23 protein-coding genes and 1 pseudogene are annotated in these 24,344 nt (G+C 69.7%); 20 read left to right on the forward strand and 4 right to left on the reverse strand.

What is annotated here, in order from left to right:
* Nucleotides 1-212: 212 nt before the first annotated feature.
* A complete protein-coding gene (locus ACLZOT_RS13845) occupies nt 213-1,793 on the forward strand; it encodes an ABC transporter substrate-binding protein (protein ID WP_416969163.1) in 1,581 nt (526 codons plus the stop codon).
* 75 nt (nt 1,794-1,868) lie between these two features.
* Here the strand turns inward: ACLZOT_RS13845 and ACLZOT_RS13850 are convergent, their stop codons facing one another.
* Both ACLZOT_RS13850 and ACLZOT_RS13855 read right to left on the reverse strand, forming a co-directional pair.
* Nucleotides 1,869-2,540 carry a response regulator gene (locus tag ACLZOT_RS13850; protein WP_416969164.1) on the reverse strand — a complete coding sequence of 224 codons (672 nt, stop codon included), beginning with the start codon at nt 2,538-2,540 and terminating at the stop codon, nt 1,869-1,871.
* Nucleotides 2,541-2,612: 72 nt separating this feature from the next.
* Nucleotides 2,613-3,635, reverse strand: a pseudogene (locus ACLZOT_RS13855) (PD-(D/E)XK nuclease family protein); the annotation flags it as partial.
* A gap of 931 nt (nt 3,636-4,566) precedes the next feature.
* Between ACLZOT_RS13855 and ACLZOT_RS13860 the strand changes: the two are divergent.
* From ACLZOT_RS13860 to ACLZOT_RS13870, 3 genes are all read left to right on the forward strand, one after another.
* A complete protein-coding gene (locus ACLZOT_RS13860) occupies nt 4,567-6,180 on the forward strand; it encodes a site-2 protease family protein (protein ID WP_416969426.1) in 1,614 nt (537 codons plus the stop codon).
* A 41-nt stretch (nt 6,181-6,221) separates the two neighbouring features.
* Nucleotides 6,222-7,127 (forward strand): tRNA (adenine-N1)-methyltransferase, encoded by a 906-nt coding sequence (locus tag ACLZOT_RS13865; RefSeq protein WP_416969165.1) that lies wholly within the window; start codon nt 6,222-6,224, stop codon nt 7,125-7,127.
* 215 nt (nt 7,128-7,342) lie between these two features.
* Nucleotides 7,343-7,915 (forward strand): hypothetical protein, encoded by a 573-nt coding sequence (locus ACLZOT_RS13870; RefSeq protein WP_416969166.1) that lies wholly within the window; start codon nt 7,343-7,345, stop codon nt 7,913-7,915.
* 37 nt (nt 7,916-7,952) lie between these two features.
* Here ACLZOT_RS13870 and ACLZOT_RS13875 read toward each other — a convergent pair whose 3' ends face one another.
* Nucleotides 7,953-8,246, reverse strand: a complete 294-nt coding sequence (locus tag ACLZOT_RS13875) for a ferredoxin (protein ID WP_416969427.1) — start codon at nt 8,244-8,246, stop codon at nt 7,953-7,955.
* A 252-nt stretch (nt 8,247-8,498) separates the two neighbouring features.
* Between ACLZOT_RS13875 and arc the strand changes: the two genes are divergently transcribed.
* The 6 genes from arc (at nt 8,499) to prcA (ending at nt 14,697) form a co-directional block, all read left to right on the forward strand.
* Entirely contained in the window at nt 8,499-10,265 is a 1,767-nt protein-coding gene (gene arc, locus ACLZOT_RS13880) for a proteasome ATPase (protein ID WP_416969167.1), read from the forward strand.
* A 272-nt stretch (nt 10,266-10,537) separates the two neighbouring features.
* A complete protein-coding gene (dop, locus tag ACLZOT_RS13885; protein ID WP_416969168.1) occupies nt 10,538-12,049 on the forward strand; it encodes a depupylase/deamidase Dop in 1,512 nt (503 codons plus the stop codon).
* A gap of 154 nt (nt 12,050-12,203) precedes the next feature.
* Nucleotides 12,204-12,422 (forward strand): ubiquitin-like protein Pup, encoded by a 219-nt coding sequence (locus tag ACLZOT_RS13890; protein ID WP_416969169.1) that lies wholly within the window; start codon nt 12,204-12,206, stop codon nt 12,420-12,422.
* Nucleotides 12,423-12,465: 43 nt separating this feature from the next.
* Nucleotides 12,466-13,068, forward strand: a complete 603-nt coding sequence (locus ACLZOT_RS13895; protein WP_416969170.1) for an endonuclease domain-containing protein — start codon at nt 12,466-12,468, stop codon at nt 13,066-13,068.
* Nucleotides 13,020-13,865: a proteasome subunit beta gene (gene prcB, locus ACLZOT_RS13900; protein ID WP_416969171.1), complete on the forward strand. Its 846-nt coding sequence runs from the start codon at nt 13,020-13,022 to the stop codon at nt 13,863-13,865. Before ACLZOT_RS13895 ends, prcB begins: the two co-directional genes overlap by 49 nt.
* A gap of 61 nt (nt 13,866-13,926) precedes the next feature.
* Nucleotides 13,927-14,697 (forward strand): proteasome subunit alpha, encoded by a 771-nt coding sequence (gene prcA / locus ACLZOT_RS13905; protein WP_416969172.1) that lies wholly within the window; start codon nt 13,927-13,929, stop codon nt 14,695-14,697.
* Between the two features lie 57 nt (nt 14,698-14,754).
* On the opposite strand, the gene ACLZOT_RS13910 is transcribed toward prcA, so the two are convergent.
* Nucleotides 14,755-15,783 carry a LacI family DNA-binding transcriptional regulator gene (locus ACLZOT_RS13910; RefSeq protein ID WP_416969173.1) on the reverse strand — a complete coding sequence of 343 codons (1,029 nt, stop codon included), beginning with the start codon at nt 15,781-15,783 and terminating at the stop codon, nt 14,755-14,757.
* Between the two features lie 110 nt (nt 15,784-15,893).
* Here ACLZOT_RS13910 and ACLZOT_RS13915 point away from each other — a divergent pair, with 110 nt between their 5' ends.
* From ACLZOT_RS13915 to tatC, 10 genes are all read left to right on the forward strand, one after another.
* Nucleotides 15,894-17,162 (forward strand): MFS transporter, encoded by a 1,269-nt coding sequence (locus tag ACLZOT_RS13915; protein ID WP_416969174.1) that lies wholly within the window; start codon nt 15,894-15,896, stop codon nt 17,160-17,162.
* A gap of 9 nt (nt 17,163-17,171) precedes the next feature.
* On the forward strand, nt 17,172-18,533 hold the full coding sequence (gene pafA / locus ACLZOT_RS13920) for a Pup--protein ligase (protein WP_416969175.1): 1,362 nt from the start codon (nt 17,172-17,174) through the stop codon (nt 18,531-18,533).
* A gap of 125 nt (nt 18,534-18,658) precedes the next feature.
* On the forward strand, nt 18,659-19,672 hold the full coding sequence (locus ACLZOT_RS13925; protein ID WP_416969176.1) for an FKBP-type peptidyl-prolyl cis-trans isomerase: 1,014 nt from the start codon (nt 18,659-18,661) through the stop codon (nt 19,670-19,672).
* 80 nt (nt 19,673-19,752) lie between these two features.
* The gene (locus ACLZOT_RS13930; protein WP_416969177.1) at nt 19,753-20,124 is read left to right on the forward strand and encodes an FKBP-type peptidyl-prolyl cis-trans isomerase; all 372 of its coding nucleotides are present in this window, start codon (nt 19,753-19,755) and stop codon (nt 20,122-20,124) included.
* Between the two features lie 130 nt (nt 20,125-20,254).
* Entirely contained in the window at nt 20,255-21,208 is a 954-nt protein-coding gene (locus ACLZOT_RS13935; protein ID WP_416969178.1) for a helix-turn-helix transcriptional regulator, read from the forward strand.
* Between the two features lie 16 nt (nt 21,209-21,224).
* Complete coding sequence (locus tag ACLZOT_RS13940; protein WP_416969179.1) at nt 21,225-22,217, forward strand: helix-turn-helix transcriptional regulator; 993 nt, start codon at nt 21,225-21,227, stop codon at nt 22,215-22,217.
* Nucleotides 22,218-22,264: 47 nt separating this feature from the next.
* Entirely contained in the window at nt 22,265-22,537 is a 273-nt protein-coding gene (locus tag ACLZOT_RS13945; RefSeq protein WP_416969180.1) for a hypothetical protein, read from the forward strand.
* A 23-nt stretch (nt 22,538-22,560) separates the two neighbouring features.
* Entirely contained in the window at nt 22,561-22,755 is a 195-nt protein-coding gene (locus ACLZOT_RS13950) for a hypothetical protein (protein WP_355871972.1), read from the forward strand.
* Between the two features lie 262 nt (nt 22,756-23,017).
* Nucleotides 23,018-23,308 (forward strand): Sec-independent protein translocase subunit TatA, encoded by a 291-nt coding sequence (tatA, locus tag ACLZOT_RS13955; RefSeq protein ID WP_416969181.1) that lies wholly within the window; start codon nt 23,018-23,020, stop codon nt 23,306-23,308.
* A gap of 47 nt (nt 23,309-23,355) precedes the next feature.
* Nucleotides 23,356-24,306: a twin-arginine translocase subunit TatC gene (gene tatC, locus ACLZOT_RS13960; protein ID WP_416969182.1), complete on the forward strand. Its 951-nt coding sequence runs from the start codon at nt 23,356-23,358 to the stop codon at nt 24,304-24,306.
* Nucleotides 24,307-24,344: the final 38 nt, after the last annotated feature.

The raw sequence follows: 24,344 nt of genomic DNA on the forward strand, positions 1-24,344 counted from the left end.
CGATTGATGAACCGCTGCACGAAACATTCCGGGCCCGATTCTCCGGACCGTCGACAGCCGGTTCCACAGCGTGAGGAATCGTCAACTCCGGTCCCCGCAAGGCGGCGCGCGGACGCCCACTAATCTCATACAGAACAACCCCGAGAACCCCGCGATCGTCGCCGCGAACCGACCGACGACACACCGAGATTCCGACGACAAGGCACGTACACGTGAACAAGCGCACCCAGTGGCCGGTCCTCCCGATCGTGGCAGGACTCGCCTCCGGTCTGTTGACCGGCTGCGGCTCCGAGAACGGCTCCTCCGCCGGCAGTGGCTCCTCCGTGGTCATGGGGATGTCCGACGACGTCCTCGCCACGGACCCCGCCTCCGGCTACGACCCCGGCTCCTGGCTGCTGTTCAACAACGTCTTCCAGTCCCTGCTGGCCTTCCCCAAGGGCGGTACCGAACCCGAACCGGACGCCGCCAAGGAGTGCACCTTCACCGACACCGAGACCAAGGTCTACGAGTGCACCCTCAAATCGGGACTGAAGTTCAGCAACGGTGACCGCCTCACCTCCGAGGACGTCAAGTACTCCTTCGACCGCATGCTGAAGATCAACGACGACGCCGGCCCCGCGATCATGTTCCCCATGCTCGACAAGGTCGAGGCCCCCGACGAACACACCGTCGTCTTCCGCCTCAAAGTCGCCGACGCCACCTTCCCCAGCAAACTCGCCTCCGGCGCCGGCTCCATCGTCGACCACGAGCAGTACGACGCGAACGGCCTGCGCAAGGACGACAAAGCCGTCGGATCGGGCCCCTACAAACTCGAATCCTTCGACGAGAACCAGGCCGTGTTCTCCGTCAACGAGAACTACAAGGGAAACGCCCAGGTCAAGAACTCCGGCATCACCCTCAAGTTCTTCAAGGGCGATCAGTCCGCCCTCAAGAAAGCCCTCCTCGACGGCAAGGTCGACATCGCCTACCGCGGCCTCACCGCCGCCGACATCACCGACGTCCAGCAGAGCGAACACACCCAGGACATCGACGTCGTCGAAGGCTCCAGCGCCGAGGTCCAGCACCTCGTCTTCAACATGAAGGACCCCGTCGCCGGGAAACTCCCCGTCCGCCAGGCCATCGCCCACCTCATCGACCGCGACGCCCTCATCAAGGACGTCTACGAGGGCACCGCCGACCCCCTCTACTCGATCATCCCCGCGGGCATCACCGGCCACAACACCGCCTTCTTCGACCGCTACGGCGCCCGCCCCTCCATCGAGAAGGCCGAAGAGGCCCTGCGCGCCGGCGGCATCACCGACAAGGTCCAACTCACCCTCTGGTCCACCCCCTCGCGCTACGGCCCCGCCACCGACCAGGAACTCAAGACCATCGCCGCCCAGCTCAACGCCAGCGGCCTCTTCGACGCCAACGTCAAATCCGTCGCCTTCGACCAGTACGAGAAGGACATCGAAGCCGGCAAGTACGGCGTCTACGTCAAGGGCTGGGTCCCCGACTACCCCGACGCCGACAACTTCACCGCCCCCTTCTTCGGCGACGGCAACGTCCTGAACAACCACTACACCAACGAGACCATCACCGGCACCCTCATCCCCCGCACCGCCGCCCAGGCCAACCGCGCCAACACCGACAAGGACTACGCCCGCCTCCAGGACATAGTCGCCGAACAACTCCCCGTCCTCCCCGTCTGGCAGGCCAAGCAGTACGCCGTCACCCGCGACGCCGTCTACGGCCTCGAATACTGCCTCGACGCATCGACGGTCTTCCGCTTCTGGGAACTCAGCAAGGGCTGAGACGTTCTCGGTACGACGACGGGGCGCCCCTTCCCGAAGAGGCGCCCCGCGTCGGTGAGTTGATGCTTGAGTGCGTCACTGCGCGCCCGGGCGCACCAGACCGCTCTCGTACGCGTACACCGCCGCCTGCACCCGGTCCCGCAGACCCAGCTTCGTCAGCACATGCCCCACGTGCGTCTTGACGGTCGTCTCGCTCACGAACAGATCCGCCGCGATCTCCGCGTTCGACAGGCCCCGCGCCACCAGCTTCAGCACCTCGACCTCACGGTCGGTCAACGTGTGCAGCGTGTCCGGGACCGGGTCGTCGCCGGACGGCAGATGCGTCGCGTACTTGTCCAGCAGCCGGCGCGTGATACTCGGCGCGAGCATCGCCTCGCCCGCCGCGACCACCCGGATCGCCTGCACCAGCTCGTTCGCCGGCGCGTCCTTCAGCAGGAACCCGCTCGCCCCCGCCCGGAGCGCCTCCACCACGTACTCGTCCAGATCGAACGTCGTCAGCACCAGCACCTTCGCCGGACCGTTCCGCTCCGGGCCCGTGATCTGCCGCGTCGCCTCCACGCCGTCCATCCGCGGCATCCGGATGTCCATCAGCACCACGTCGGGCTGCAACGCCCGCACCTGATCCAGTGCCTGCAGACCGTCGCCGGCCTCCCCCACGACCGCGATGTCCTGCTCCGCCTCCAGAATCATCCGGAAGCCGGTACGCAGCAGCGGCTGGTCATCGACCAGTAGGACACGGATGGCCACGAAAGTCTCCTTCGATAGTCCGGGCCCATTCTGCCCTGCGGAGCGGGGGAGCGGTCGCGGCGGTCACCCCTGGGGCTGCGGCTCCCGCACGGGAAGGGGATACGGCGGGGGAGTGCCGCCGAACTCCGGGCAGTGGGACTGGTGGTCGCACCAGCCGCAGAGCTTCGTGGGCCGGGGACGCCACTCGCCGGTGCGGGTGGCCTCGCTGATCGCCTCCCAGAGCGCGAGCAGCTTGCGCTCGACACGTTCGAGGTCCGTGGGGACCGGGTCGTACGTGATGACGTCACCGCTGCCGAGGTAGACGAGCTGGAGACGGCGGGGGACCACCTTCTTCAGCCGCCACACCACCAGCGCGTAGAACTTCATCTGGAACAGGGCACCCTCCGCGTACTCCGGGCGCGGCGCCTTGCCCGTCTTGTAGTCGACGATCCGCACCTCGCCGGTCGGCGCGACGTCCACCCGGTCGATGATCCCGCGCAGCGTCAGCCCCGACTCCAGCTCGGCCTCGACGAACAACTCCCGCTCCGCGGGCTCCAGCCGCGTCGGATCCTCCAGTGTGAACCACCGCTCCACCAGCCGCTCGGCCTCCCCCAGCCACCGGGCGAGCCGCTCCCCCTCCGGATCGTCCGAGAACAACTCGGCGACCTCCGGCCGATGCTCCCGCAACCGCTCCCACTGCCCCGGCACCAACCCCTTCGCCCTCGGCACGGTCCGCTCCCCGGCCGGCGCGTCGAACAACCGCTCCAGCACCGAGTGCACCAGCGTCCCCCGGGTCGCCGCCTCACTGGGCTTCTCCGGCAGCCGGTCGATCACCCGGAACCGGTACAGCAACGGACACTGCATGAAGTCACTGGCCCGGGAGGGAGAGAGGGAGGAGGGGGCGAGGGGGAGGGAACGGGGGCGGGGGGTGGTGGGCAGGGTGGAGCTGGGGGAGCTGGAGCTGGGAGCGGCAGGGGCGCGGGAGACGAGGGAAGCGGTATCGGGGGCGTCGGGGCCAGGGGGAGCCTGGGCACCGGGGGCGCTGGAGACGGGGTCGTGGGAAGCGGGGTCGAGAGAAGCGGGGGCGAGGACCGGAGGCGTACCGGAGGGGGACAGGCCGGCAGCGGAAGCCGCGTCACCGGCAGGGCTTCCGGCGTCGGAAGCACCCCGGCCCACGGCAGCCAGGGCCTCGCCCGCGGGAACCTCGCCGTCCGACACCTCGGCATGCCCCCCGCCCGTACGCGCCAGCAACGCCGCCACCGCATCGGCGGCACGATCAGCGGCCCTCCCCGAGGACGCCGCGAGGGCAAGGGCGTCGCCGCCGGAGGCAGCCGCGTCGCCGACGTCGTACGGCGAAGCCGCCACCGGTACACCGGCCGTCGCCGGACGCACGGCACCGGCCGTCTCCCGAACCGGCGCCGGGCCACCGGCAGAAGGAGACGCACCGGCCTCGGGGCCCGCCGCACCCGCACCCTCGCCCGGCACGTCCGCCCCGCCCCGCGTCTCCGCCACACCCTCGCTGCTGCTCTCCATGCCCCAGACCTTACGACCCGCCACTGACAGTCACCCACTCCCCGCACCCGCACCCCCCGACGGGCAGGCGAACACAGGGGGTGCCGGGGCGGAACGCGCCGCGACGGCCGCATACCATCGGTCACAGACCCTTCCGCCCGGCAGGCGCGGGAGACCGTTCGATCGAGGGGACACCGTGGTGGAAAGCGGCGGGAGCGGGCAGCCGCGGCCGGACAACGAACAGCCGGCCGAGCACCCCGCCGACCCTGCACCCCAGGCGCCCACGCCCGATCCCCCCTCGGACCAGGCCCCCGACGAAGCAACCCGCCAGATCCGCATCCCCGCGGATCCCCGCCACCCGGAACCCGGGCCCGCCACCGAGCCGCCGCCGGACGAACCGCTGCCCGACGACGAGCCCGAGACCCCAGGCCCTGAGCCCGTCACCGACGAAGCGACCCGGCAGATCAGGTTCCCCGCCGAGCCGCAGCACCCGGCACGCGACGACACAGCGGCCCCCGGGCCCGCCGACGAACCGCTGCCCGACGACGCGACGCCCCCGACCGGCCGCCGCACCGAACCCACGACTCCGGACGCCCCGGCCGCCCCCAGCCCTCAGCCCTCGGCCGAACCGCCGGCCGACGACGCATCGCAGCAGCCCCCCGCCGACGAAGCGACCCGGCAGATCCGTCTGCCTGCCGAGCCCGCCGGGGCTCGTGGGCCCGCGCCCCGATCCACCGACACCCCCTCGGCCGGTACCGGGCCCTCGGCACCCGACGCCCCCACCGAGCCCTCCGCCCGACCGCAGCAGCCCCCGGCCGAGGAGCCGGATCACCCCGCCGAGCCCCCCGCCCGCCCGCACCCCCCGGCCGACGAGCCGGACGCCCCCGCGCACACCCCGGCGCCCACCAGCCCCTACACCACCCCCGACACCCACCCCGACCGCGCGCACGCGCACGGGCATGCCGGGGCCGGGAAGAAGGAGGCCGAGAAGGCGCGGGAGCCGCGGGGCGGGATCCTGATGGGGCGGCCCTTCGGGGTGCCCGTCTACGTCGCGCCCAGCTGGTTCCTCGTCGCCGCGCTGATCACCTGGGTGTTCGGCGGACAGCTGGACCGGGTGCTGCCGGAGCTCGGCGCGGGCCGCTACCTCGTCGCCCTCTTCTTCGCCGTCGCCTTCTACGCCTCCGTGCTCGTCCACGAACTCGCCCACACGGTCGCCGCCCTCCGCTTCAAACTCCCCGTCCGCCGCATCCAGCTGCAGTTCTTCGGCGGCGTCTCGGAGATCGAGAAGGAGGCCGAGACACCGGGCCGCGAGTTCTGGCTCGCGTTCGTCGGCCCACTGCTGTCCCTCGTCCTGTCCGGCCTGTTCTACCTCGCGATGCTCCCGGTGGAACCCGGCACGGTCCCCGGCGTCCTGCTCGCCGGCCTGATGATCTCCAACCTGATCGTGGCGATCTTCAACCTCCTCCCCGGCCTCCCCCTCGACGGCGGCCGCATGCTGCGCGCCATCGTCTGGAAGGTCACCGGCAAGCCCATGAGCGGCACCATCGCCGCCGCCTGGGTCGGCAGGGCGCTCGCCGTCTCCGTCCTCATCGGCCTTCCCCTGCTCACCCAGTCCGGCGCCCTCGGCACCACCGCCGAGGACAGCGTCGGCATGGACACCGTCACCGACGCCCTGCTCGCCGCGATCCTCGCCGCGATCATCTGGACCGGCGCCGGCAACAGCCTGCGCATGGCCCGGCTGCGCGAACACCTCCCCGAACTGCGCGCCCGCAACCTCACCCGCCGCGCCGTCCCCGTCGAGACCGACACCCCCCTCTCGGAGGCCCTGCGCAGGGCGAACGCGGCCGGCGCCCGCGCCCTGGTCGTCGTCGACGCGGGCGGCGAACCCCTCTCCCTGGTCCGCGAGGCCGCCATCGTCGGCGTACCCGAACACCGCCGCCCCTGGGTCGCCGTCAGCGGCCTCGCCCAGGACCTCACCGACGGTATGCGCGTCTCCGCGGAACTCGCCGGCGAGGACCTCCTCGACGTCCTGCGCGCCACCCCCGCCACCGAGTACCTCGTCGTCGAGGACACCGGCGAGATCTACGGCGTCCTGTCCGCCGCCGACGTCGAGCGCGCCTTCGTCAAGGCCATGGCCCGCCCCAGCTGAGCGTGGTCGGCGGCCCCCGCAAACGCCGGTAGGCTGTTCACATGTCCGAACCGACCGGTGCCGCCCGCAGGCGCGGGCCCTTCAAGGTCGGGGACCAGGTTCAGCTGACCGACCCCAAGGGCCGCCACTACACGTTCACGCTCGAAGCCGGGAAGAACTTCCACACCCACAAGGGTTCCTTCCCGCACGACGAACTGATCGGCGCACCCGAGGGCAGCGTTGTCCGCACCACCGGGAACGTCGCCTACCTCGCGCTGCGCCCCCTGCTCCCCGACTACGTCCTGTCCATGCCCCGCGGGGCAGCCGTCGTCTACCCGAAGGACGCGGGACAGATCCTCGCCTTCGCCGACATCTTCCCCGGCGCCCGCGTCGTCGAGGCCGGCGTCGGCTCCGGCTCGCTCAGCAGCTTCCTGCTGCGCGCCGTCGGCGACCAGGGCATGCTGCACAGCTACGAGCGCCGCGAGGACTTCGCGGACATCGCCCGGCAGAACGTGGAGCGCTACTTCGGCGGCCCCCACCCCGCCTGGCAGCTGACCGTCGGCGACCTCCAGGACAACCTGTCCGACACGGACGTCGACCGCGTCATCCTCGACATGCTCGCCCCCTGGGAGTGCCTGGAGGCCGTCTCCAAGGCCCTCGTCCCCGGCGGCATCCTCTGCTGCTACGTCGCGACCACCACCCAGCTCGCCCGGACCGTCGAGTCCATCCGCGAGATCGGCTCCTTCAACGAGCCCACCGCCTGGGAGTCGATGATCCGCAACTGGCACATCGAGGGCCTCGCCGTCCGCCCCGACCACCGCATGATCGGCCACACCGGCTTCCTCCTCACCGCCCGCCGCCTCGCCGACGGAGTCGAACCCCCCATGCGCCGCCGCCGCCCCGCCAAGGGCGCCTACGGCGAGGACTACTCCGGCCCCAACGCCGACGGCGGCGTCGGGGAGCGCTGACACCCGTCCAACGCCCGCATGCCGCGGCCGAGTTCCCGTACACCCGTACGGAACTCCGCCGCGGCATCGTCGTATCGGCAGTCCGTACGACCATCACCCCGGCGTTCCCCCTCCCCGCGCCGTGTGGCACCATGCTGGGCACTCCACCCCCCTCGCACCCGCCCCCTTCCGGCCCCCGCCCCCTTTCGGCACAGCCCCACAGGAGACGCGCCCTCGTGCAGCACCCCGTCGTCCCGGAACTGGCCCACACGCACACGCGCCCCATCCACTGGCTCGCGACCGCCACCGCCCTCGCCGGAGTCGTCGCCCTCTCCTCGGTGATCCAGCCAGGCCCCGCGACCGCCGCGCAGCCCACGACGAAGGCGGACGACAGACCGGCCGCCGTCGCCCCCTCCGTACTGGGCGTGAAGTTCCCCCTGGACTGCGGTCCCGTGAAGGCACTCGTCGTGAAACAGGCAGCCGGCGACCTCGACGGAGACGGACGGCCGGAAACCGTCGCCGTCGTCCACTGCGACGCCCCCATGGGCACCCCGCCCGACAGCGTGTACGTCCTCACCCAGGGCGCGCGCGACAGCGCCCCGCGCGTGGTCGCCACCCTCGTCACCGCCAAGGACGGCAACACGGTCACCACCGTCGCCGTCACCGACGGCGCCGTCCGCGCGAGCCTCCTCGGCTACTCCACGCGGGACGTGCCCCGCTGCTGCCCCGACGTCAAGAGCGACGCCCAGTGGCGGTGGAAGGACGACAGGTTCGTCCGGACGACACCGGCCGGCTCCCACAGCGTCTGAAACCAGCCACACCCGCGGACCCGGAGTGACCGGACCGTCACTCCGCGTCCGGGCCGTACACCTCCACGCTGTCCGAAACGCGCCGTACATGGATGCACTCACCCGGACACTCCCGCGCCGAATCCACCACATCCGCCAGCAACGGCAGCGGAACCGGAACCACCGCACCCGGATCCTGCAACAGCTCGTCACCCGGACCCCGCACATACGCGAGACCGTCGATGTCGAGCTCGAACACCTCCGGCGCGTACTGCGCACAGATCCCGTCCCCCGTACAGAGATCCTGGTCGATCCAGACCTCCAGCGCACCCGCCTCCGCGACCACGTCCACCACTCCCGAGACTCCCGCCGTTTAACACCGAGCCCCACGGGAACCATGCAGGCTCTGACCGCCGTTGAACACTTCGACCCTACCCGGACCGGCTTCCCAATCATGTTCGGTGGGTATTCCCCTGGCGTGAGGGAGAGCGCAAGGGTGAAGATCGGACACACCCCGACCGTCTTTGTGATCTAGGGGTTTCAACCGACACCCACCCAGGTAGGGTCTGGAAGCGTCCAGCTCCCCATGGAGGAGGTGAGGACCGTGGCAGCCCACGACGACGACATGAACCGCGGCATCCGCCCGGGACGAGGGTCCGACGACCCGTCCGGGCAGATTGCCTACCTTGAGCAGGAGATCGCCGTCCTGCGCCGCAAGCTCGCCGACTCTCCGCGGCACACGAGGATTCTCGAAGAGCGGATCGTCGAGCTACAGACCAATTTGGCCGGCGTGTCCGCCCAGAACGAACGACTCGCCAACACACTCCGCGAGGCCCGCGACCAGATCGTCGCCCTCAAAGAGGAGGTCGACCGGCTCGCCCAGCCCCCGGCCGGCTTCGGAGTCTTCCTGACGGCCAACGAGGACGGCACCGCCGACATCTTCACCGGAGGCCGCAAACTCCGCGTGAACGTCAGCCCGAGCGTCGACCTCGACGACCTCAGGCGCGGCCAGGAAGTGATGCTCAACGAAGCACTCAACGTGGTCGAGGCCATGGAGTTCGAGAGCGTCGGCGACATCGTCACCCTCAAGGAGATCCTGGAGGACGGCGAACGCGCCCTCGTCCAGGGCCACACCGACGAGGAAAGGGTCGTACGGCTCGCCGAGCCCCTGCTCGACGTCACCATCCGGCCCGGCGACGCCCTCCTCCTCGAACCCCGCTCCGGCTACGTCTACGAGATCGTGCCCAAGAGCGAGGTCGAGGAACTCGTCCTCGAAGAAGTCCCCGACATCGGCTACGAACAGATCGGCGGCCTCGGCGGACAGATCGAGGCCATCCGCGACGCCGTCGAACTCCCGTACCTGTACCCGGACCTGTTCAAGGAGCACGAACTGCGCCCCCCCAAGGGCGTCCTGCTCTACGGGCCCCCCGGATGCGGCAAGACACTCATCGCCAAAGCCGTCGCCAACTCGCTGGCCAAAAAGGTCGCCGAAGTCACCGGCCAGGCCCAGGGCAAGAGCTTCTTCCTCAACATCAAGGGCCCCGAACTCCTCAACAAGTACGTCGGCGAGACCGAGCGGCAGATCCGCCTCGTCTTCCAGCGCGCCCGCGAGAAGGCCAGCGAAGGCACCCCCGTCATCGTCTTCTTCGACGAGATGGAATCCCTCTTCCGCACCCGCGGCTCCGGCGTCAGCTCCGACGTCGAGAACACCATCGTCCCCCAGCTCCTCGCCGAGATCGACGGCGTCGAGGGCCTGCAGAACGTCGTCGTCATCGGCGCCTCCAACCGCGAGGACATGATCGACCCCGCCATCCTGCGCCCCGGCCGCCTCGACGTGAAGATCAAGATCGAACGTCCCGACGCGGAAGCCGCCAAGGACATCTTCGGCAAGTACCTCACCGAACGCCTCCCCCTGCACGCCGACGACCTCGGCGAACACGGCGGAAGCAAGACGGTCACCGTCGACAGCATGATCCAGACCGCCGTCGAGCACATGTACGCCGAATCCGAGGAAAACCGCTTCCTCGAAGTCACCTACGCCAACGGAGACAAAGAAGTCCTCTACTTCAAGGACTTCAACTCCGGCGCCATGATCGAGAACATCGTCGGCCGCGCCAAGAAAATGGCGATCAAGGACTTCCTGGAGAAAGAACAGAAGGGCCTGCGCGTCTCCCACCTCCTCCAGGCATGCGTGGACGAGTTCAAGGAGAACGAGGACCTCCCCAACACCACCAACCCGGACGACTGGGCCCGCATCTCCGGAAAGAAGGGCGAACGGATCGTCTACATCCGCACCCTCATCACCGGAAAACAAGGCGCGGACACCGGACGCTCCATCGACACGGTGGCGAACACCGGACAGTACCTGTAAGAAGACAGGGCGGCTGCGGGTGCCCCCGGGCACTCGCAGCCGCCCTGCTTTACTCCCCGGAAAAACACCGCACCCACCGGCACAACCGAAAAACCGGCCACAAGCCGGACCGAGGCAATGACGCAAATGATCTCCCCGCCGGCGCGCAGGCGTTCTAGGCTCTTTCGTACCGCCGAGTCGCACAGTGCGGGGACGGGCACCGCACACGCACCGCAGCACCAGCGGTACTTGAGCGCCGCCCACGAAGGGCGCCGCCGGGCAAGGAGGGCCGCATGACCGTACGGCGAGTAATGGGCATCGAGACGGAGTACGGCATCTCCGTCCCCGGCCACCCCAACGCCAATGCCATGCTCACCTCGTCCCAGATCGTCAACGCCTACGCCGCGGCGATGCACCGGGCCCGCCGGGCCCGCTGGGACTTCGAGGAGGAGAACCCCCTGCGCGACGCCCGCGGGTTCGACCTCGCCCGCGAAGCCGCCGACGCCAGCCAGCTCACCGACGAGGACATCGGCCTCGCCAACGTCATCCTCACCAACGGCGCCCGCCTCTACGTCGACCACGCCCACCCCGAATACAGCTCGCCCGAAGTCACCAACCCCCGCGACGCCGTCCTCTGGGACAAGGCCGGCGAACGGATCATGGCCGAAGCCGCCGAACGAGCCGCCCAACTCCCCGGCGCCCAGCCCATCCACCTCTACAAGAACAACACCGACAACAAGGGCGCCTCCTACGGCACGCACGAGAACTACCTCATGAAGCGCGAGACCGCCTTCAGCGACATCGTGCGCCACCTCACGCCCTTCTTCGTCTCCCGCCAGGTCTTCACCGGCGCCGGACGCGTCGGCATCGGCCAGGACGGCCACGAACACGGCTTCCAGATCAGCCAGCGCGCCGACTACTTCGAGGTCGAGGTCGGCCTGGAGACCACCCTCAAACGGCCCATCATCAACACCCGCGACGAACCCCACGCCGACGCGGAGAAATACCGCCGCCTGCACGTCATCATCGGCGACGCCAACCTCTCCGAGATCTCCACCTACCTCAAACTCGGCACCACCGCGCTCGTGCTCTCGATGATCGAGGACGGCTTCATCGCCGTCGACCTCGCCGTCGACCAGCCCGTCCGCACCCTCCACCAGGTCTCCCACGACCCCAGCCTCCAGCGCCTCGTCACCCTCCGCAGCGGACGCACACTCACCGCCGTACAACTCCAGATGGAGTACTACGAGCTGTCCCGCAAATACGTCGAGGAACGCTACGGCGCCGACGCCGACGAGCAGACCAAGGACGTCCTCGCGCGCTGGGAGGACACCCTCACGCGGCTGGAGAACGACCCCATGAGCCTCGCCGGGGAACTCGACTGGGTCGCCAAGAAGGAGCTCATGGAGGGCTACCGGCGCCGCGACGACCTCGACTGGGACGCCGCGCGGCTGCACCTCGTCGACCTCCAGTACGCCGACGTACGGGCCGAGAAGGGGCTCTACAACCGGCTCGTGGCGCGGGGGCGGATGAAGCGGCTGCTGGACGAGCGGGACGTCGAACGGGCGATGTCCGAGCCGCCGGAGGACACCCGGGCGTACTTCCGGGGGCGGTGCCTCGACCAGTACGCCGACGACGTCGCCGCCGCGTCCTGGGACTCCGTCATCTTCGACCTTCCCGGGCGCGACAGCCTCCAGCGGGTCCCAACCCTGGAACCGCTACGCGGAACGCGAAATCACGTCAAGGAGCTTCTGGACCGGTGCCGTACGGCGGAAGACCTGGTCAGGGTCCTCTCCGGCGGCTGAACACATGATCCCCGGACACGGGTGGAAACCCCCTCCGCCGGGAATCATCGAGGTGGCCCCCGCACGTTGTACCAACTGCGGGGCCGATGTCGGACCCTCCCTATAGGGTCTGATCATCACCGACATAGCGGGCGAACTGAGCGGGGTGAGGGTTATGGCGACCAAGGACACCGGCGGCGGCCAGCAGAAGGCGACCCGGACGAACGAAGAGGCCGAGGAGCAGGCGGCGGAGACGTCGGGCTCGGAGGACCTGAAGGAACGGCACGAGAAGCTGAGCGACGACGTCGACTCGGTTCTTGACGAAATTGACGATGTACTCGAGGAGAATGCAGAGGACTTCGTGCGGGGCTTCGTTCAAAAAGGTGGTCAATAGTCTGAATTGACCTTCGAATCGAAGGTGGCGGGGGTCGAGGGTCATGGATACACCAAATGCGAAGCACTGCTCGGGGTGTGGCAGGGATCTGTCCCCCGAGGCGTTCGCGAAGGACAAGAACCGGCGGGACGGCCTTCAGCCCCGGTGCCGGGAGTGCGTGGCCGAGTACGGCGCCGCGTACTACCGGCGCCGCCGGTCGGCCATGGGCAAGAAGGTGTGGGAGAAGGTCGACGTTCCGGCGGGTCACAAATTCTGCCGGACCTGTGGGGAGGTCAAGCCGCACAGCGATTTTCACCGGCACCGGAAGGCGTCGGACGGCTTGGCCGGCCGGTGCAAGCCGTGCCGGGCGGTCGATGGGCGGCAAGGGCACCTCAAGCGCAGCTACAACCTCACCGAAGCCCAGCGCGACGAGATGATCGCCGAGCAGAAAGGGCTCTGTGTCATCTGCCTGAAAGCCCCCGCCGTTCATGTGGATCACTACCATGAGACGGGTAGGGTCCGTGGCGTACTGTGCTTCAACTGCAATTCGGCCATCGGCAAGTTGGGGGACGACCCCGGTGCGGTTCGTCGGGCGGCCTCCTACCTGGAAGGAATCTCGTGGAAGCCAACACTCGTAGCACCGGGCGTCTACCAGCTGCCTTCCTGACGCCCGGGTCCTCGTCGTTCATGGACTTCCTGTCGGCGCATCAGCCGGGGCTGCTGCCGGGGAACCGGCAGTTGCCGCCGGTGCAGGGCGTGCTGGAGGCCCCGCACGGGACGACGATCGTCGCGGTGACGTTCCAGGGCGGGGTGATCCTCGCCGGTGACCGTCGCGCGACGATGGGGAACATGATCGCCCAGCGGGACATCGAGAAGGTGTTCCCGGCGGACGAGTACTCGGCGGTCGGGATCGCCGGCACGGCGGGCCTCGCGGTGGAGATGGTGAAGCTGTTCCAGCTGGAGCTGGAGCACTTCGAGAAGGTGGAGGGCGCGCAGCTCTCGCTGGAGGGCAAGGCGAACCGCCTGTCGACGATGATCAGGTCGAACCTGGGCATGGCGATGCAGGGCCTGGCCGTGGTCCCGCTGTTCGCGGGTTTCGACGTGGACCGCGCGAAGGGCCGGATCTTCAGTTACGACGTGACGGGCGGCCGTTCCGAGGAGCAGAACTTCGCCGCGGTCGGTTCGGGTTCGATCTTCGCGCGGGGCGCGATGAAGAAGCTGTTCCGCGACGGCCTGTCGGAGTCCGAGGCGACGACGCTGGTGGTGCAGGCGCTGTACGACGCGGCGGACGACGACTCGGCGACGGGCGGCCCGGACGTCGCGCGCCGGATCTATCCGATCGTCACGGTGATCACCGACGAGGGTTTCCGCAGGCTGACGGATGTGCAGTCCGCGGAGATCGCGCGTTCGGTGCTGGAGAAGCGGCTGGAGCAGCCGGACGGCCCGCGGGCCGCGCTGCTGTAGCGGCGGATCTCGTTTCTTGTCAGGTGATCGAGTGACTTCCACAGAAAAGGACGGGTAACCGGTGTCGACGCCGTTCTATGTCTCCCCTCAGCAGGCGATGGCGGATCGCGCGGAGTATGCCCGTAAGGGCATCGCGCGGGGCCGGAGCCTGGTCGTGTTGCAGTACGCCGACGGCATCGTGTTCGTCGGCGAGAATCCGTCGCGCGCGCTGCACAAGTTCAGCGAGATCTACGACCGGATCGGCTTCGCGGCGGCCGGCAAGTACAACGAGTACGAGAACCTCAGGATCGGCGGTGTGCGCTACGCGGATCTGCGCGGCTACACCTACGACCGGGACGATGTGACGGCCCGTGGCCTGGCGAACGTGTACGCGCAGACGCTGGGGACGATCTTCTCGTCGTCGGCGGAGAAGCCGTACGAGGTGGAGCTCGTGGTCGCGGAGGTCGGTGAGACGGTCGAGGGTGACCAGATCTACCGGCTGCCGCACGACGGTTCGATCGTGGACGAGCACGGCTCGGTCGCGGTGGGCGGGAACGCGGAGCTGATCAGCAACTATCTGGACCAGCGGCACCGGGACGGGATGAGTCTGGCGGAGGCGCTGAAGCTGGCGGTCCAGGCGCTGTCGCGGGAGGCGAACGGGACGCAGCGGGAGATTCCGGCGGAGCGTCTTGAGGTGGCGGTGCTGGACCGGACGCGTCCGCAGCAGCGGAAGTTCAAGCGGATCGTGGGTCCGCAGCTGTCGCGTCTACTGGAGGCGGAGGGTCCGGCGACGGAGGCGGAGAGCGCGGAGGACGCCGGGGGTCCGGCGGATCCGGGCGAGGACGACGAGTAGCCGCGTAGTTCCCTGTGCGTGCCCCGGCCGGGTCTTCCGGCCGGGGCACGGGGCTTTTCAGGTCGTCGGGCCGCCCGAAGGCGCTGGTGCCGCCGTGGAGCCGCGGACGACGAGGCGTACGGGGATGTCGTCCTGGTCGGGTGTGCGGCCGTCGAGGACGGCGAGGAGGGCGTGCATGCCGCGTTCGCCGAAGAGTTCGGCGTCGAGGTGGACGGTGGTGAGTTCGGGGTCGATGGCGGTGGCGAGGGCGAGGTCGTCGAGGCCGGTGACGGAGATGTCGTCGGGGATGCGCAGTCCGAGGCGGCGCAGGGCTTTGTAGGCGCCGGCGGCGAGTTTGTCGTCGTCGCAGACGACGGCGGTGGGGCGGGGGCCGTCTCGGAGGGCCTGGGTGACGGCGTGCCGGGCGTCCTCGATGGCCATGGGGGAGCGGGTGGTGCGCAGGGTGGTGCCGGGGACGGTGTGGAGGCGTTCGGCGAGGGTGCGGGCGCGGACGTGGAAGGTCCAGGAGGGGACGTCGGCGGCGAGGTGGAGGTAGTGGCGGTGGCCGAGGCCGAGGAGGTGGTCGGCGATCTGGCGGGTGCCGTCGGCGATGTCGAGGTTGACGGTGGCGGCGCCGAGGCTGCCGTGGGGGTCGCTGTCGAGCATGACGAGGGGGAGCTGGTCGCCGCGCAGGGCGGTGAGGGCGTCGGCGGCCATGGAGGAGGCGATGACGCCGTCGAGGGCGGTCTGTGCGCTGGCGAAGGGGTCGCGGGCGGGGCCGATGCCTTCGGGGGAGGGGTAGAGGACGACGCCGAAGCCGTGGTCGGCGGCGACGCGGGCGGCTCCGGTGTAGACGCCGGCGAAGAACTCGGTGGTGAGGGCGGGGACGACGAGCAGGACGGTGCGGGTGTGGCCGAGGCGGAGGTTGCGGGCGGCGAGGTTGGGGCGGTAGCCGAGGTCGCGGGCGGCCTGCCGGACGCGTTCGGCGGTGGTCTCGGCGACGCGGCCGCGCCATTTGTCGCCGAGGACGAGGGAGACGGCGGCCTGGGAGACTCCGGCGGCGGCGGCGACGTCGCGGCTGGTGGGTCGGGTGCTGCTGGCTGCCACCGTGAGCCTGCCTCCTGGTCCGGACCGGCCGTGTTCTGGACCGATCGTGAGACCTCATGCTACGTATGACCCTGGAAGTTATACGTAACACCTATGCTGTGGGAGGCGGGATGGCCGGGGGCCTTGCGGGGTACGCGGAGGTCGTGCGGGCGCGGTACGCGGCGCGGCTGCTGGCCGGCACGCTGGTGGGCCGGCTGCCGTGCGCGACGGCGGCGATCACGATCGTGCTGTTCACGCGCGCGGAGGGCGGCACGTACAGCCTGGCCGGGGTGCTGGCGGCGGTGTACGGCGTGGCGAACGCGGTGGGCCAGCCGGTGCTGGGGCGGCTGGTGGACCTGCACGGGCAGCCGCGCGTGCAGCTGCCGGCGGCGCTGGGCGCGGCCCTGGGCATGGCGGTGTTCGCCTGGACGGGCCTGGAGCCGCTGTGGGCGGCCTGTGCGGCGGTGGTGGCCGCCGGCCTGCTGACGCCCCCGCTGGAGGGCGGCCTGCGGGCGCTGTGGCCGTCGGTGCTCAAGCGCGAGGACCAGGTGCACACGGCGTACGCGATGGACGCGGTGGCGCAGGAGCTGATGTTCACGGTGGGGCCGTTGCTGGTGACGCTGTGCGTGTCGGTGTGGTCGGAGCGGGCGGCGCTGCTGGTGATCAACGCGGTGGGGGTGCTGGGGGCGCTGTCGGTGGTGGTGGCGCCGCCCTCGCGGGCGTGGCGGTCGGCTCCGCGCGAGGCGCACTGGCTGGGCGCGCTGCGTTCGAGGGCGCTGCTGGCGCTGCTGGGGGCGTGTGTGTTCATCGGGGTGGCGCTGGGTTCGATCACGGTGGCGTCGGTGCCGTACGCGGACGCGCACGGCGGGGACGCGGTGTACGGCTGGCTGCTGGCGGCGCTGGGGCTGGGGGCGCTGGTCGGGGGGACGGTGTACGGGGCGCGGTCGTGGCCGGGGTCGGCGCGGCGCCGTCTGGAGGTGATCGTGGGGTTGCTGGCGGTGTGTTATCTGCCGTTGATGCTGCGGCCGGGTGCGGTGGCGATGGTGGCGCTGACGGCGTTGGCGGGGGTGTTCCTGGCGCCGGCGATCGCGTGTTCGTTCGTGCTGGTGGACCGGTACGCGCCGCGGGGGACGGTGACGGAGGCGTTCTCGTGGCTGGTGACGATGTTCGGGGTGGGGCAGGCGCTGGGGACGGGTCTGACGGGTCCGGTGGTGGAGGCCGGGGGCACGTTGTGGGGGTTCGTGGTGCCGGGTGTCGCGGGTTTTGCCGCGTTGCTGGTTTTGGTGGCGACGAGGAGGGTAATGGCAGTGCCCGATGTTCGCGCGGTGGCTGTGGCGGCGTCGGAAAATGATCTGAACCGTGCCGTCGAACCCCGTTTCAGTTCGGGGGATCGGGCGTAATGTTCAGTCATGGACCGCCGCATTTTCGGGCTGGAGAACGAGTACGGCGTCACGTGCACGTTCAGGGGACAGCGGCGTCTGTCTCCTGACGAGGTGGCGCGGTACCTCTTCCGCCGTGTCGTGTCATGGGGCCGCAGCAGCAATGTCTTTCTGCGGAACGGAGCCCGCCTCTATCTGGATGTGGGTTCGCACCCCGAATACGCGACACCCGAATGTGACAACGTGACCGAACTGGTGACTCACGACAAGGCCGGCGAGCGCATTCTCGAAGGGCTTCTGGTGGACGCGGAACGGCGCCTGCACGAGGAAGGAATCGCGGGCGACGTCTACCTCTTCAAGAACAACACGGACTCGGCCGGCAACTCCTACGGCTGTCACGAGAACTATCTGGTCGCGAGGCACGGGGAGTTCTCCCGACTCGCGGACATCCTGATCCCGTTCCTGGTGACGCGTCAGCTGCTGTGCGGGGCGGGCAAGGTGCTCCAGACCCCGCGTGGCGCGGTGTACTGCGTGAGCCAGCGGGCGGAGCACATCTGGGAGGGCGTCTCCTCGGCGACGACGCGTTCCCGGCCGATCATCAACACGCGCGACGAGCCGCACGCGGACGCGGAGCGCTATCGCCGGCTGCATGTGATCGTGGGCGACTCGAACATGTCGGAGACGACGATGCTGCTGAAGGTCGGCGCGACCGACCTGGTGCTGCGGATGATCGAGGCGGGCACGGTGATGCGGGATCTGACGCTGGAGAACCCGATCCGGGCGATCCGTGAGGTCAGTCACGACATCACGGGCCGGCGCAAGGTGCGCCTGGCGAGCGGGCGCGAGGCGTCGGCGCTCGAAGTGCAGCGCGAGTACTACGAGAAGGCCGTCGACTTCTGCGAGCGGCGCGGGATCCGTACGGGGACGGTCGAGCAGGTCCTCGAACTGTGGGGCCGGACGCTGGATTCGATCGAGTCGGAGGACCTGGACCGGATCGGCACGGAGATCGACTGGGTGATGAAGTACCAGTTGATCGAGCGGTACCGGGCCAAGCACAACATGACGATGTCGCATCCGCGGGTGGCGCAGATCGACCTCGCCTACCACGACATCCACCGTCGCCGGGGTCTGTACTACCTGCTGGAGCGCAAGGGGCAGGCGGCGCGGATCTGCAACGACCTGAAGATCTTCGAGGGCAAGTCGGTGCCGCCGCAGACGACGCGGGCCCGGTTGCGCGGTGACTTCATCCGGCGGGCGCAGGAGCAGCGCCGGGACTTCACGGTGGACTGGGTGCACCTGAAGCTGAACGACCAGGCGCAGCGGACGGTGCTGTGCAAGGACCCGTTCCGGTCGGTGGACGACCGGGTGGAGAAGCTGATCGCCGGGATGTGACACACGTTCCGGTGACAGGCCGGAACGCAACACGGGCGCCGTACGTTTTCCGTACGGCGCCCTTTGCACGCCGTAGAGTTGCGCGCACGCCATCCACCTGATCGATCGATTACGAGGCTTTCACCGTGCGCCGACGCTCCCTCATCCTCGCCGCCGTCCCCGTGGGACTGGTCACGCTCGCCGGCTGTGGCGACGACAAGTCCGATTCGAGCAAGGCGAGCGACAGCGCGTCGCAGTCCGCCTCGGAGTCGTCGTCGGCTTCGGAGGCTCCGGCGCCGAAGATCGTGGACGGTCCGCTGCCGGCCGTGACGGCGGGGCAGAAGTTCGGCGAGAAGCCGACGGTGGCCAAGGGCAGCGGTTCCCCGTCGGACCAGCTCGCGGTGAAGACGCTGATCGCGGGCAGCGGGAAGACGATCGCGGAGAAGGACTTCGTCTGGGCGAACTACCTGGGCCAGATCTGGGACACGGGGAAGGTCTTCGACAACTCCTACGACCGCAAGACCCCGTTGTTCATCCAGCTCGCGCAGGGCAGCATCATCGACGGCTGGCGGTACGCGCTGACGGGCAAGAAGGCGGGCAGCCGGGTGGAGTTCTCGGTGCCGCCGACCTGGGGGTACGGCTCGCAGGGCCAGGCGCAGGCGGGCATCAAGGGCACGGACACGCTGGTGTTCGTGGTGGACGTGATCGACACGTTCAACGGGAAGTCCTCGGCGAAGGGCAAGGACGTCGCGCAGGACGACGCGGCGCTGCCGAAGGTGGGGACGAACACGGACGGCAAGGCGCCGTCGGTGGAGATCCCGAAGTCGGCGGCGCCGAAGGGCCTGGTGGCGAACTACGTCATCGAGGGCGACGGCCCGGTCGTGAAGGCGGGCAGCACGCTCGTCGTGCAGTACAAGGGCGTCGTGTGGGAGACGGGCAAGGAGTTCGACTCGTCGTACCAGCGGTCCGCGCCGACGTCGTTCTCGCTGGAGCAGGTCGTCAAGGGGTGGGCGCAGGGGCTGACCGGGAAGAAGGTCGGCAGCCGCGTCGTCATCGTGGTGCCTCCGGCGCTGGGTTACGGGGACAACCCGCCGGCCGACAGCGGTATCCAGAAGACGTCGACGATGGTGTTCACGGTGGACATCCTGGCCTCCTCCTGACCCGGCCTGGCTTCTTCGTGACGCCACGCGGGGTGTAAGACTGTGCGGGTTGCCTTTTTGTGAACGACCAGGAGTTTGACGTGAGCATCGAGAAGCCCGAGATCGACTTTCCCGAGGGCCAGCCGCCGGCGGACCTGGAGATCAAGGACATCTGGGAGGGCGACGGCGAGGTCGCGCAGGCCGGTCAGAACGTGACCGTGCACTACGTGGGCGTCACCTTCGCGACCGGCGAGGAGTTCGACGCGAGCTGGAACCGGGGCTCGGCCTTCAAGTTCCCGCTGGGCGCCGGCCGCGTCATCCAGGGCTGGGACCAGGGTGTGCAGGGCATGAAGGTGGGCGGCCGTCGTCAGCTGACGATCCCGCCGCACCTGGCGTACGGCGACCAGTCGCCGACCCCGGCGATCCCGGCCGGTTCCACCCTGATCTTCGTGGTGGACCTGATCGCGGTCTGAGCAGCGGACGACCGAGGTCGACCGAGTGGGGCCCATGCCTGTACGGGCGTGGGCCCTCGGCTTTTGCCGGGGCGGCGCGGGGCGGTACGGTCATCCGTCGGAAGCACCATAGGAAAGGCGAAGGGCGTCGATGGCCATTGCCAAGGCAGAGCGGCTCATGAACCTGGCGCTGTGTCTGCTGGGGACGCGCAGGCCGCTGAGCAAGCGGGAGTTGCGGGAGTCCATCGAGGCGTATCTCGAAGCGGGTGCGGACGACGCCTTCAACCGGATGTTCGAGCGCGACAAGGACGATCTGCGCGAACTCGGCCTGGTCATCGAGACGGTGGAGAACCTGGACGGCGAGGTCGGCTATCTCGCCCGCCGCGACAGCAACCGTCTCCCGCCGATCACGCTGGACGCGGAGGAGGCCGCCGCGCTGGGGGTCGCCGCGAAGGTGTGGCAGCAGGCGAGGCTCGCCGGTGCCGCCTCGGGGGCATTGCAGAAGCTGCGCGCGGCCGGGCTGCCCGAGGACGTCGACCCGTACGAGGCGCATGGCGCCCTGGAGCCTCATATCCCCGTGCACGAGGCGGCGTTCGAGCCGTTGATGCTGGCGTGCCGGGACCGTCGTCCGGTCCTCTTCGACTACCGCAAGGTGACCGCCGCGCGCCCCGAGCCGCGGCATGTGGAGCCGTGGGCGCTGGAGTGCTGGCGCGGGCACTGGTATCTCGCCGGGTTCGACCGGGACCGGGGTGCGGAGCGGGTGTTCAGGCTGTCGCGGATCACCGGGCGGGTGCGTTCGCGCGGGGCCGGGTTCACGGCGCCGGTGCCGGACGTCGTCACCGTACGGGAGACCGTCGCGGGCTGGGCCGGGGAGGGCGCCGACCGCAGTGCGCTGATCCGGCTGCGGGCCGGGTCCGGGTACCCCCTTCGGGCGAAAGCCACCGTGGTCCGGGAACTCGGGGACGGGTGGGACGAGTTGGAGATTCCGTACGGGCACGGTCTGGACGCCTGGCTGGTGGAGTTCGGGCCGGACGTGGTGGTCGTCGAGCCGGCCGGGCTGCGGGCGGACGTCGTCGACCGGCTGCGGGCCGTGGCCAAGGGCTGAGGGGGACGGGGAGAGCATGGCGGGCAAGCCGGTACGGCCGGTGAACGCGATCGACCAGACGCGGCGGATGCTGTCGCTGGTGACGTATCTGAGGGAGCGGCCCGGCGCGCGCGTCGAGGACGTGGCGCGGGCGTTCGGGATCAGCGAGGAGGAACTCGTCGCTGACCTGGACGTGCTGCCGATGTGCGGGACGAGCTTCCGGGGCGGGGACCTCCTCGACATCGACACGGACGGCGAGCACATCTGGTGGCACAACCCGGACGACGTCGCGGAGCCTTTGCGGCTGGCGGCGGACGAGGCGACGGCGCTGCTGGTCGCCGCGCGCGCGGTCGCCACGCTGCCGGGGCTGCGCGAGGGCGACCGGCAGGCGCTGCTGCGGGCCACCGCGAAGGTGGAGGCGGCGGCCGGTGAGGCGGCCGTGTCCAGTGCGCGGCTGTCGGTGACGTTCGAGTCCGAGGGCGGGGTCTTCGCCGACGTGGACCGGGCGATTGCCGAGCGGCGCCGGCTGTGGATCCGCTACTACTCGCCCGCGCGTGACGAGGTCACCGAGCGGGAGATCGACCCGATCCGCCTGGTCAGCGTGGGGCACACGTACGTCGAGGCGTGGTGCCGGCGCTCCGAGGCGCGGCGGACGTTCCGGCTCGACCGGGTCGCCGAGATCAAGATCCTCGACGAGCCGTCGGCGCCGCCGGAGGTCGAGCTGCGGGATCTGTCGCTGGGGCTCGTGCAGCCCGCGGCGGAGGATCCCGAGGTCGTCGTCGAGGTGGGTCCCGGTGGCCGCTGGGTTGCCGAGTACTACCCGCACGACAGTGCTGACGAGCTGCCCGACGGGGGGCTGCGGATCACGCTGCGCACCCCCGACCCGGCGTCCCTGCGGCGGCTCGCGCTGCGGCTGGGGGCGGACGGGCGGATCGTCGCGCCGCAGGACCTCGCGGACAGTGCCCGTGAGGCGGCGCGGGCGGCGCTGGCCGCGTACGAGCAGGTCGAGGCGAGGGGAGCGGCGGGGTGAGCGGTGGGGGGAGTGAGCTCTCCGGTGGGCCGTCCGGTGGGCCGGAGATGACGGTGGCGACCGCGTTCGCGGGTATGAAGGACGTAGGAATCGAGGCGGTCACGCCGGTCGTGTTCACGGCGGGGTGTCCGGAGTGCCGGGGGCGGTTCCAGCTGGGGGCGGAGGCGATCGTGCTGGCGATCGGGGGGAGCAGCCGGACGACGTTCTACTCCTTCACGTGCCCCGAGTGCGGGGAGTCGGTGCGCAAGCCGGCGGGGGAGCGGATCGTGGGGCTGCTGGTGTCGGGCGGGGTGCGGACCCTGCGGTTGCAGGGGGCGTAGGGGCGGGGCGCTACGCTCGGGGCATGTTCTGGGCGATGGTCGCGGTTGCTGTGGGTTTCCTCGGGCTTCTGGTGCTGGGGGTGCTCGCGGTGCGGGTGTTCGTGGAGGCGCGGCGGCTGGGGGCGCAGGTCGCGGCGTCGGCGGAGCGGATCGGGCGGGCGGCGGAGGACCTGGAGCGGGCGGCGGTGAGCACCGCGCGGGCTGTCGATTCGCTGTGAGTGCGACTGTGATGGTTCTGTGAGTCGGGCGGCGGATGCGATTTGGGCGACTTCGCCCTCCCGCCCCGGTGGGTGCGGCGGGTACGCTGCTGGTCGCGGACCGGAGAACGAGGCCCGATTCGCGGAACAGGGAGTACGCACAGGGATTGCTTCACGTTCACCCCCGGGCGTTACGATCGCTGAGAGCACGATCGTTCGGACACCTGTCCGGCCGGTCGTACAGCATCCCCACCCAGCCGCCTCGGTGAGAAGGTAAAGACTTATGTTCGGAAGGCTCGGAGCCCCCGAGATCATTCTCATCCTCGTCGTCATCATCCTGCTGTTCGGCGCGAAGAAGCTTCCGGACATGGCCCGCTCGCTCGGCAAGTCCGCGCGGATCCTCAAGAGCGAGGCCAAGGCGATGAAGGAGGAGGGTGGCAGCTCCACCACCACCTCGGCCGCCCCGCCCACCCCGGGTGACCAGGCGTCCGCGCAGCGCACCATCCAGGCGGCCCCCGGCGACGTGACCAGCTCCCGCCCGGTCACCGAGCCGACGGACTCCACCAAGCGCTGACGCGGGGCCGGTGACTTCCGGCCCGCCGTACGAGATGGGAACGTGGGTTGCTCAAGTCTGCCCGCAAGAAGGAGAAGGATCCCGAGGGGCGGATGCCCCTCGTGGAGCACATTCGCGAGCTCCGTAACCGGCTCGCGAAGGCCGTTCTGGCGATCGTCGTCATCACGATCTTCGCCGCCTTCTTCTACAAGGACATCATCGAGTTCTTCACGAACCCGATTCTGGACTCGGTCGGGTGCAACGCCACCCTGTCCGAGCTGTCGCAGCAGCGGACCGGCACCTGCGCGCGCATCGTCCTCAATGGTCTGCTCACCCCGTTCACACTCGCCCTCAAGGTCTCCCTGATGGCCGGTGTGATCTTCGCTTCGCCGGTCTGGCTCTACCAGCTCTGGGCGTTCGTGGCCCCGGGTCTGCACAAGCACGAGCGGAAGTACGCCTACGCGTTCGTCGGCGCCGGCTTCCCGCTCTTCCTGGGCGGCGCGTTCTTCGCGTACAAGACGCTGCCGACCATGGCGAAGGTGCTCCTGGAGTTCTCGCCCGCGGACCTGGACAACCAGCTGCCGCTGGACGACCTGCTCGACCTGATCGTGCGCATGGTGCTCGTCTTCGGGCTCTCCTTCGAGCTGCCGCTCCTGCTGGTGATGCTCAACCTGACCGGGGTGCTGTCCGGGAAGAAGATGCTCGGCTGGTGGCGCGGCATGATCATGGGCATCACGGTCTTCGCGGCCGTCGCGACGCCCAGCACCGACCCGCTGACCATGCTGGCCCTCGCGGGCCCGATCTGGGTCCTGTACTTCTGCGCGACGTTGTTCTCCCTGCTGAACGACCGGCGCAAGCGCCGCCGCGAGGAGATGGGCCCCGGCGACGACGAAGCCTCCGAACTGGACCTGACGCCCGAGGACATCGGCGAGGTCGAGTCAGTGTCGTCGTCATCCACCCGCGCGCTGCCGGGCCAGTCGGGCACGGAACGGGTCAACGGCTACGACGACGTGACCTGACCGTCCTTCTGCGACACGACGCGACACGACGCGGCCGG

The sequence above is a fragment of the Streptomyces sp. 4F14 genome (assembly GCF_048159485.1).
Taxonomy (GTDB): Bacteria; Actinomycetota; Actinomycetes; order Streptomycetales; family Streptomycetaceae; genus Streptomyces.

Coding starts and splice junctions, on each gene's coding strand:
- ACLZOT_RS13865 (WP_416969165.1), top strand. CDS start 6,222: ATGTCCGAACCGACCGGTGCCGCCCGCAGGCGCGGGCCCTTCAAGGTC.
- dop (WP_416969168.1), top strand. CDS start 10,538: ATGACCGTACGGCGAGTAATGGGCATCGAGACGGAGTACGGCATCTCC.
- ACLZOT_RS13890 (WP_416969169.1), top strand. CDS start 12,204: ATGGCGACCAAGGACACCGGCGGCGGCCAGCAGAAGGCGACCCGGACG.
- ACLZOT_RS13895 (WP_416969170.1), top strand. CDS start 12,466: ATGGATACACCAAATGCGAAGCACTGCTCGGGGTGTGGCAGGGATCTG.
- ACLZOT_RS13915 (WP_416969174.1), top strand. CDS start 15,894: ATGGCCGGGGGCCTTGCGGGGTACGCGGAGGTCGTGCGGGCGCGGTAC.
- pafA (WP_416969175.1), top strand. CDS start 17,172: ATGGACCGCCGCATTTTCGGGCTGGAGAACGAGTACGGCGTCACGTGC.
- ACLZOT_RS13935 (WP_416969178.1), top strand. CDS start 20,255: ATGGCCATTGCCAAGGCAGAGCGGCTCATGAACCTGGCGCTGTGTCTG.
- ACLZOT_RS13940 (WP_416969179.1), top strand. CDS start 21,225: ATGGCGGGCAAGCCGGTACGGCCGGTGAACGCGATCGACCAGACGCGG.
- ACLZOT_RS13945 (WP_416969180.1), top strand. CDS start 22,265: ATGACGGTGGCGACCGCGTTCGCGGGTATGAAGGACGTAGGAATCGAG.
- ACLZOT_RS13950 (WP_355871972.1), top strand. CDS start 22,561: ATGTTCTGGGCGATGGTCGCGGTTGCTGTGGGTTTCCTCGGGCTTCTG.
- tatA (WP_416969181.1), top strand. CDS start 23,018: ATGTTCGGAAGGCTCGGAGCCCCCGAGATCATTCTCATCCTCGTCGTC.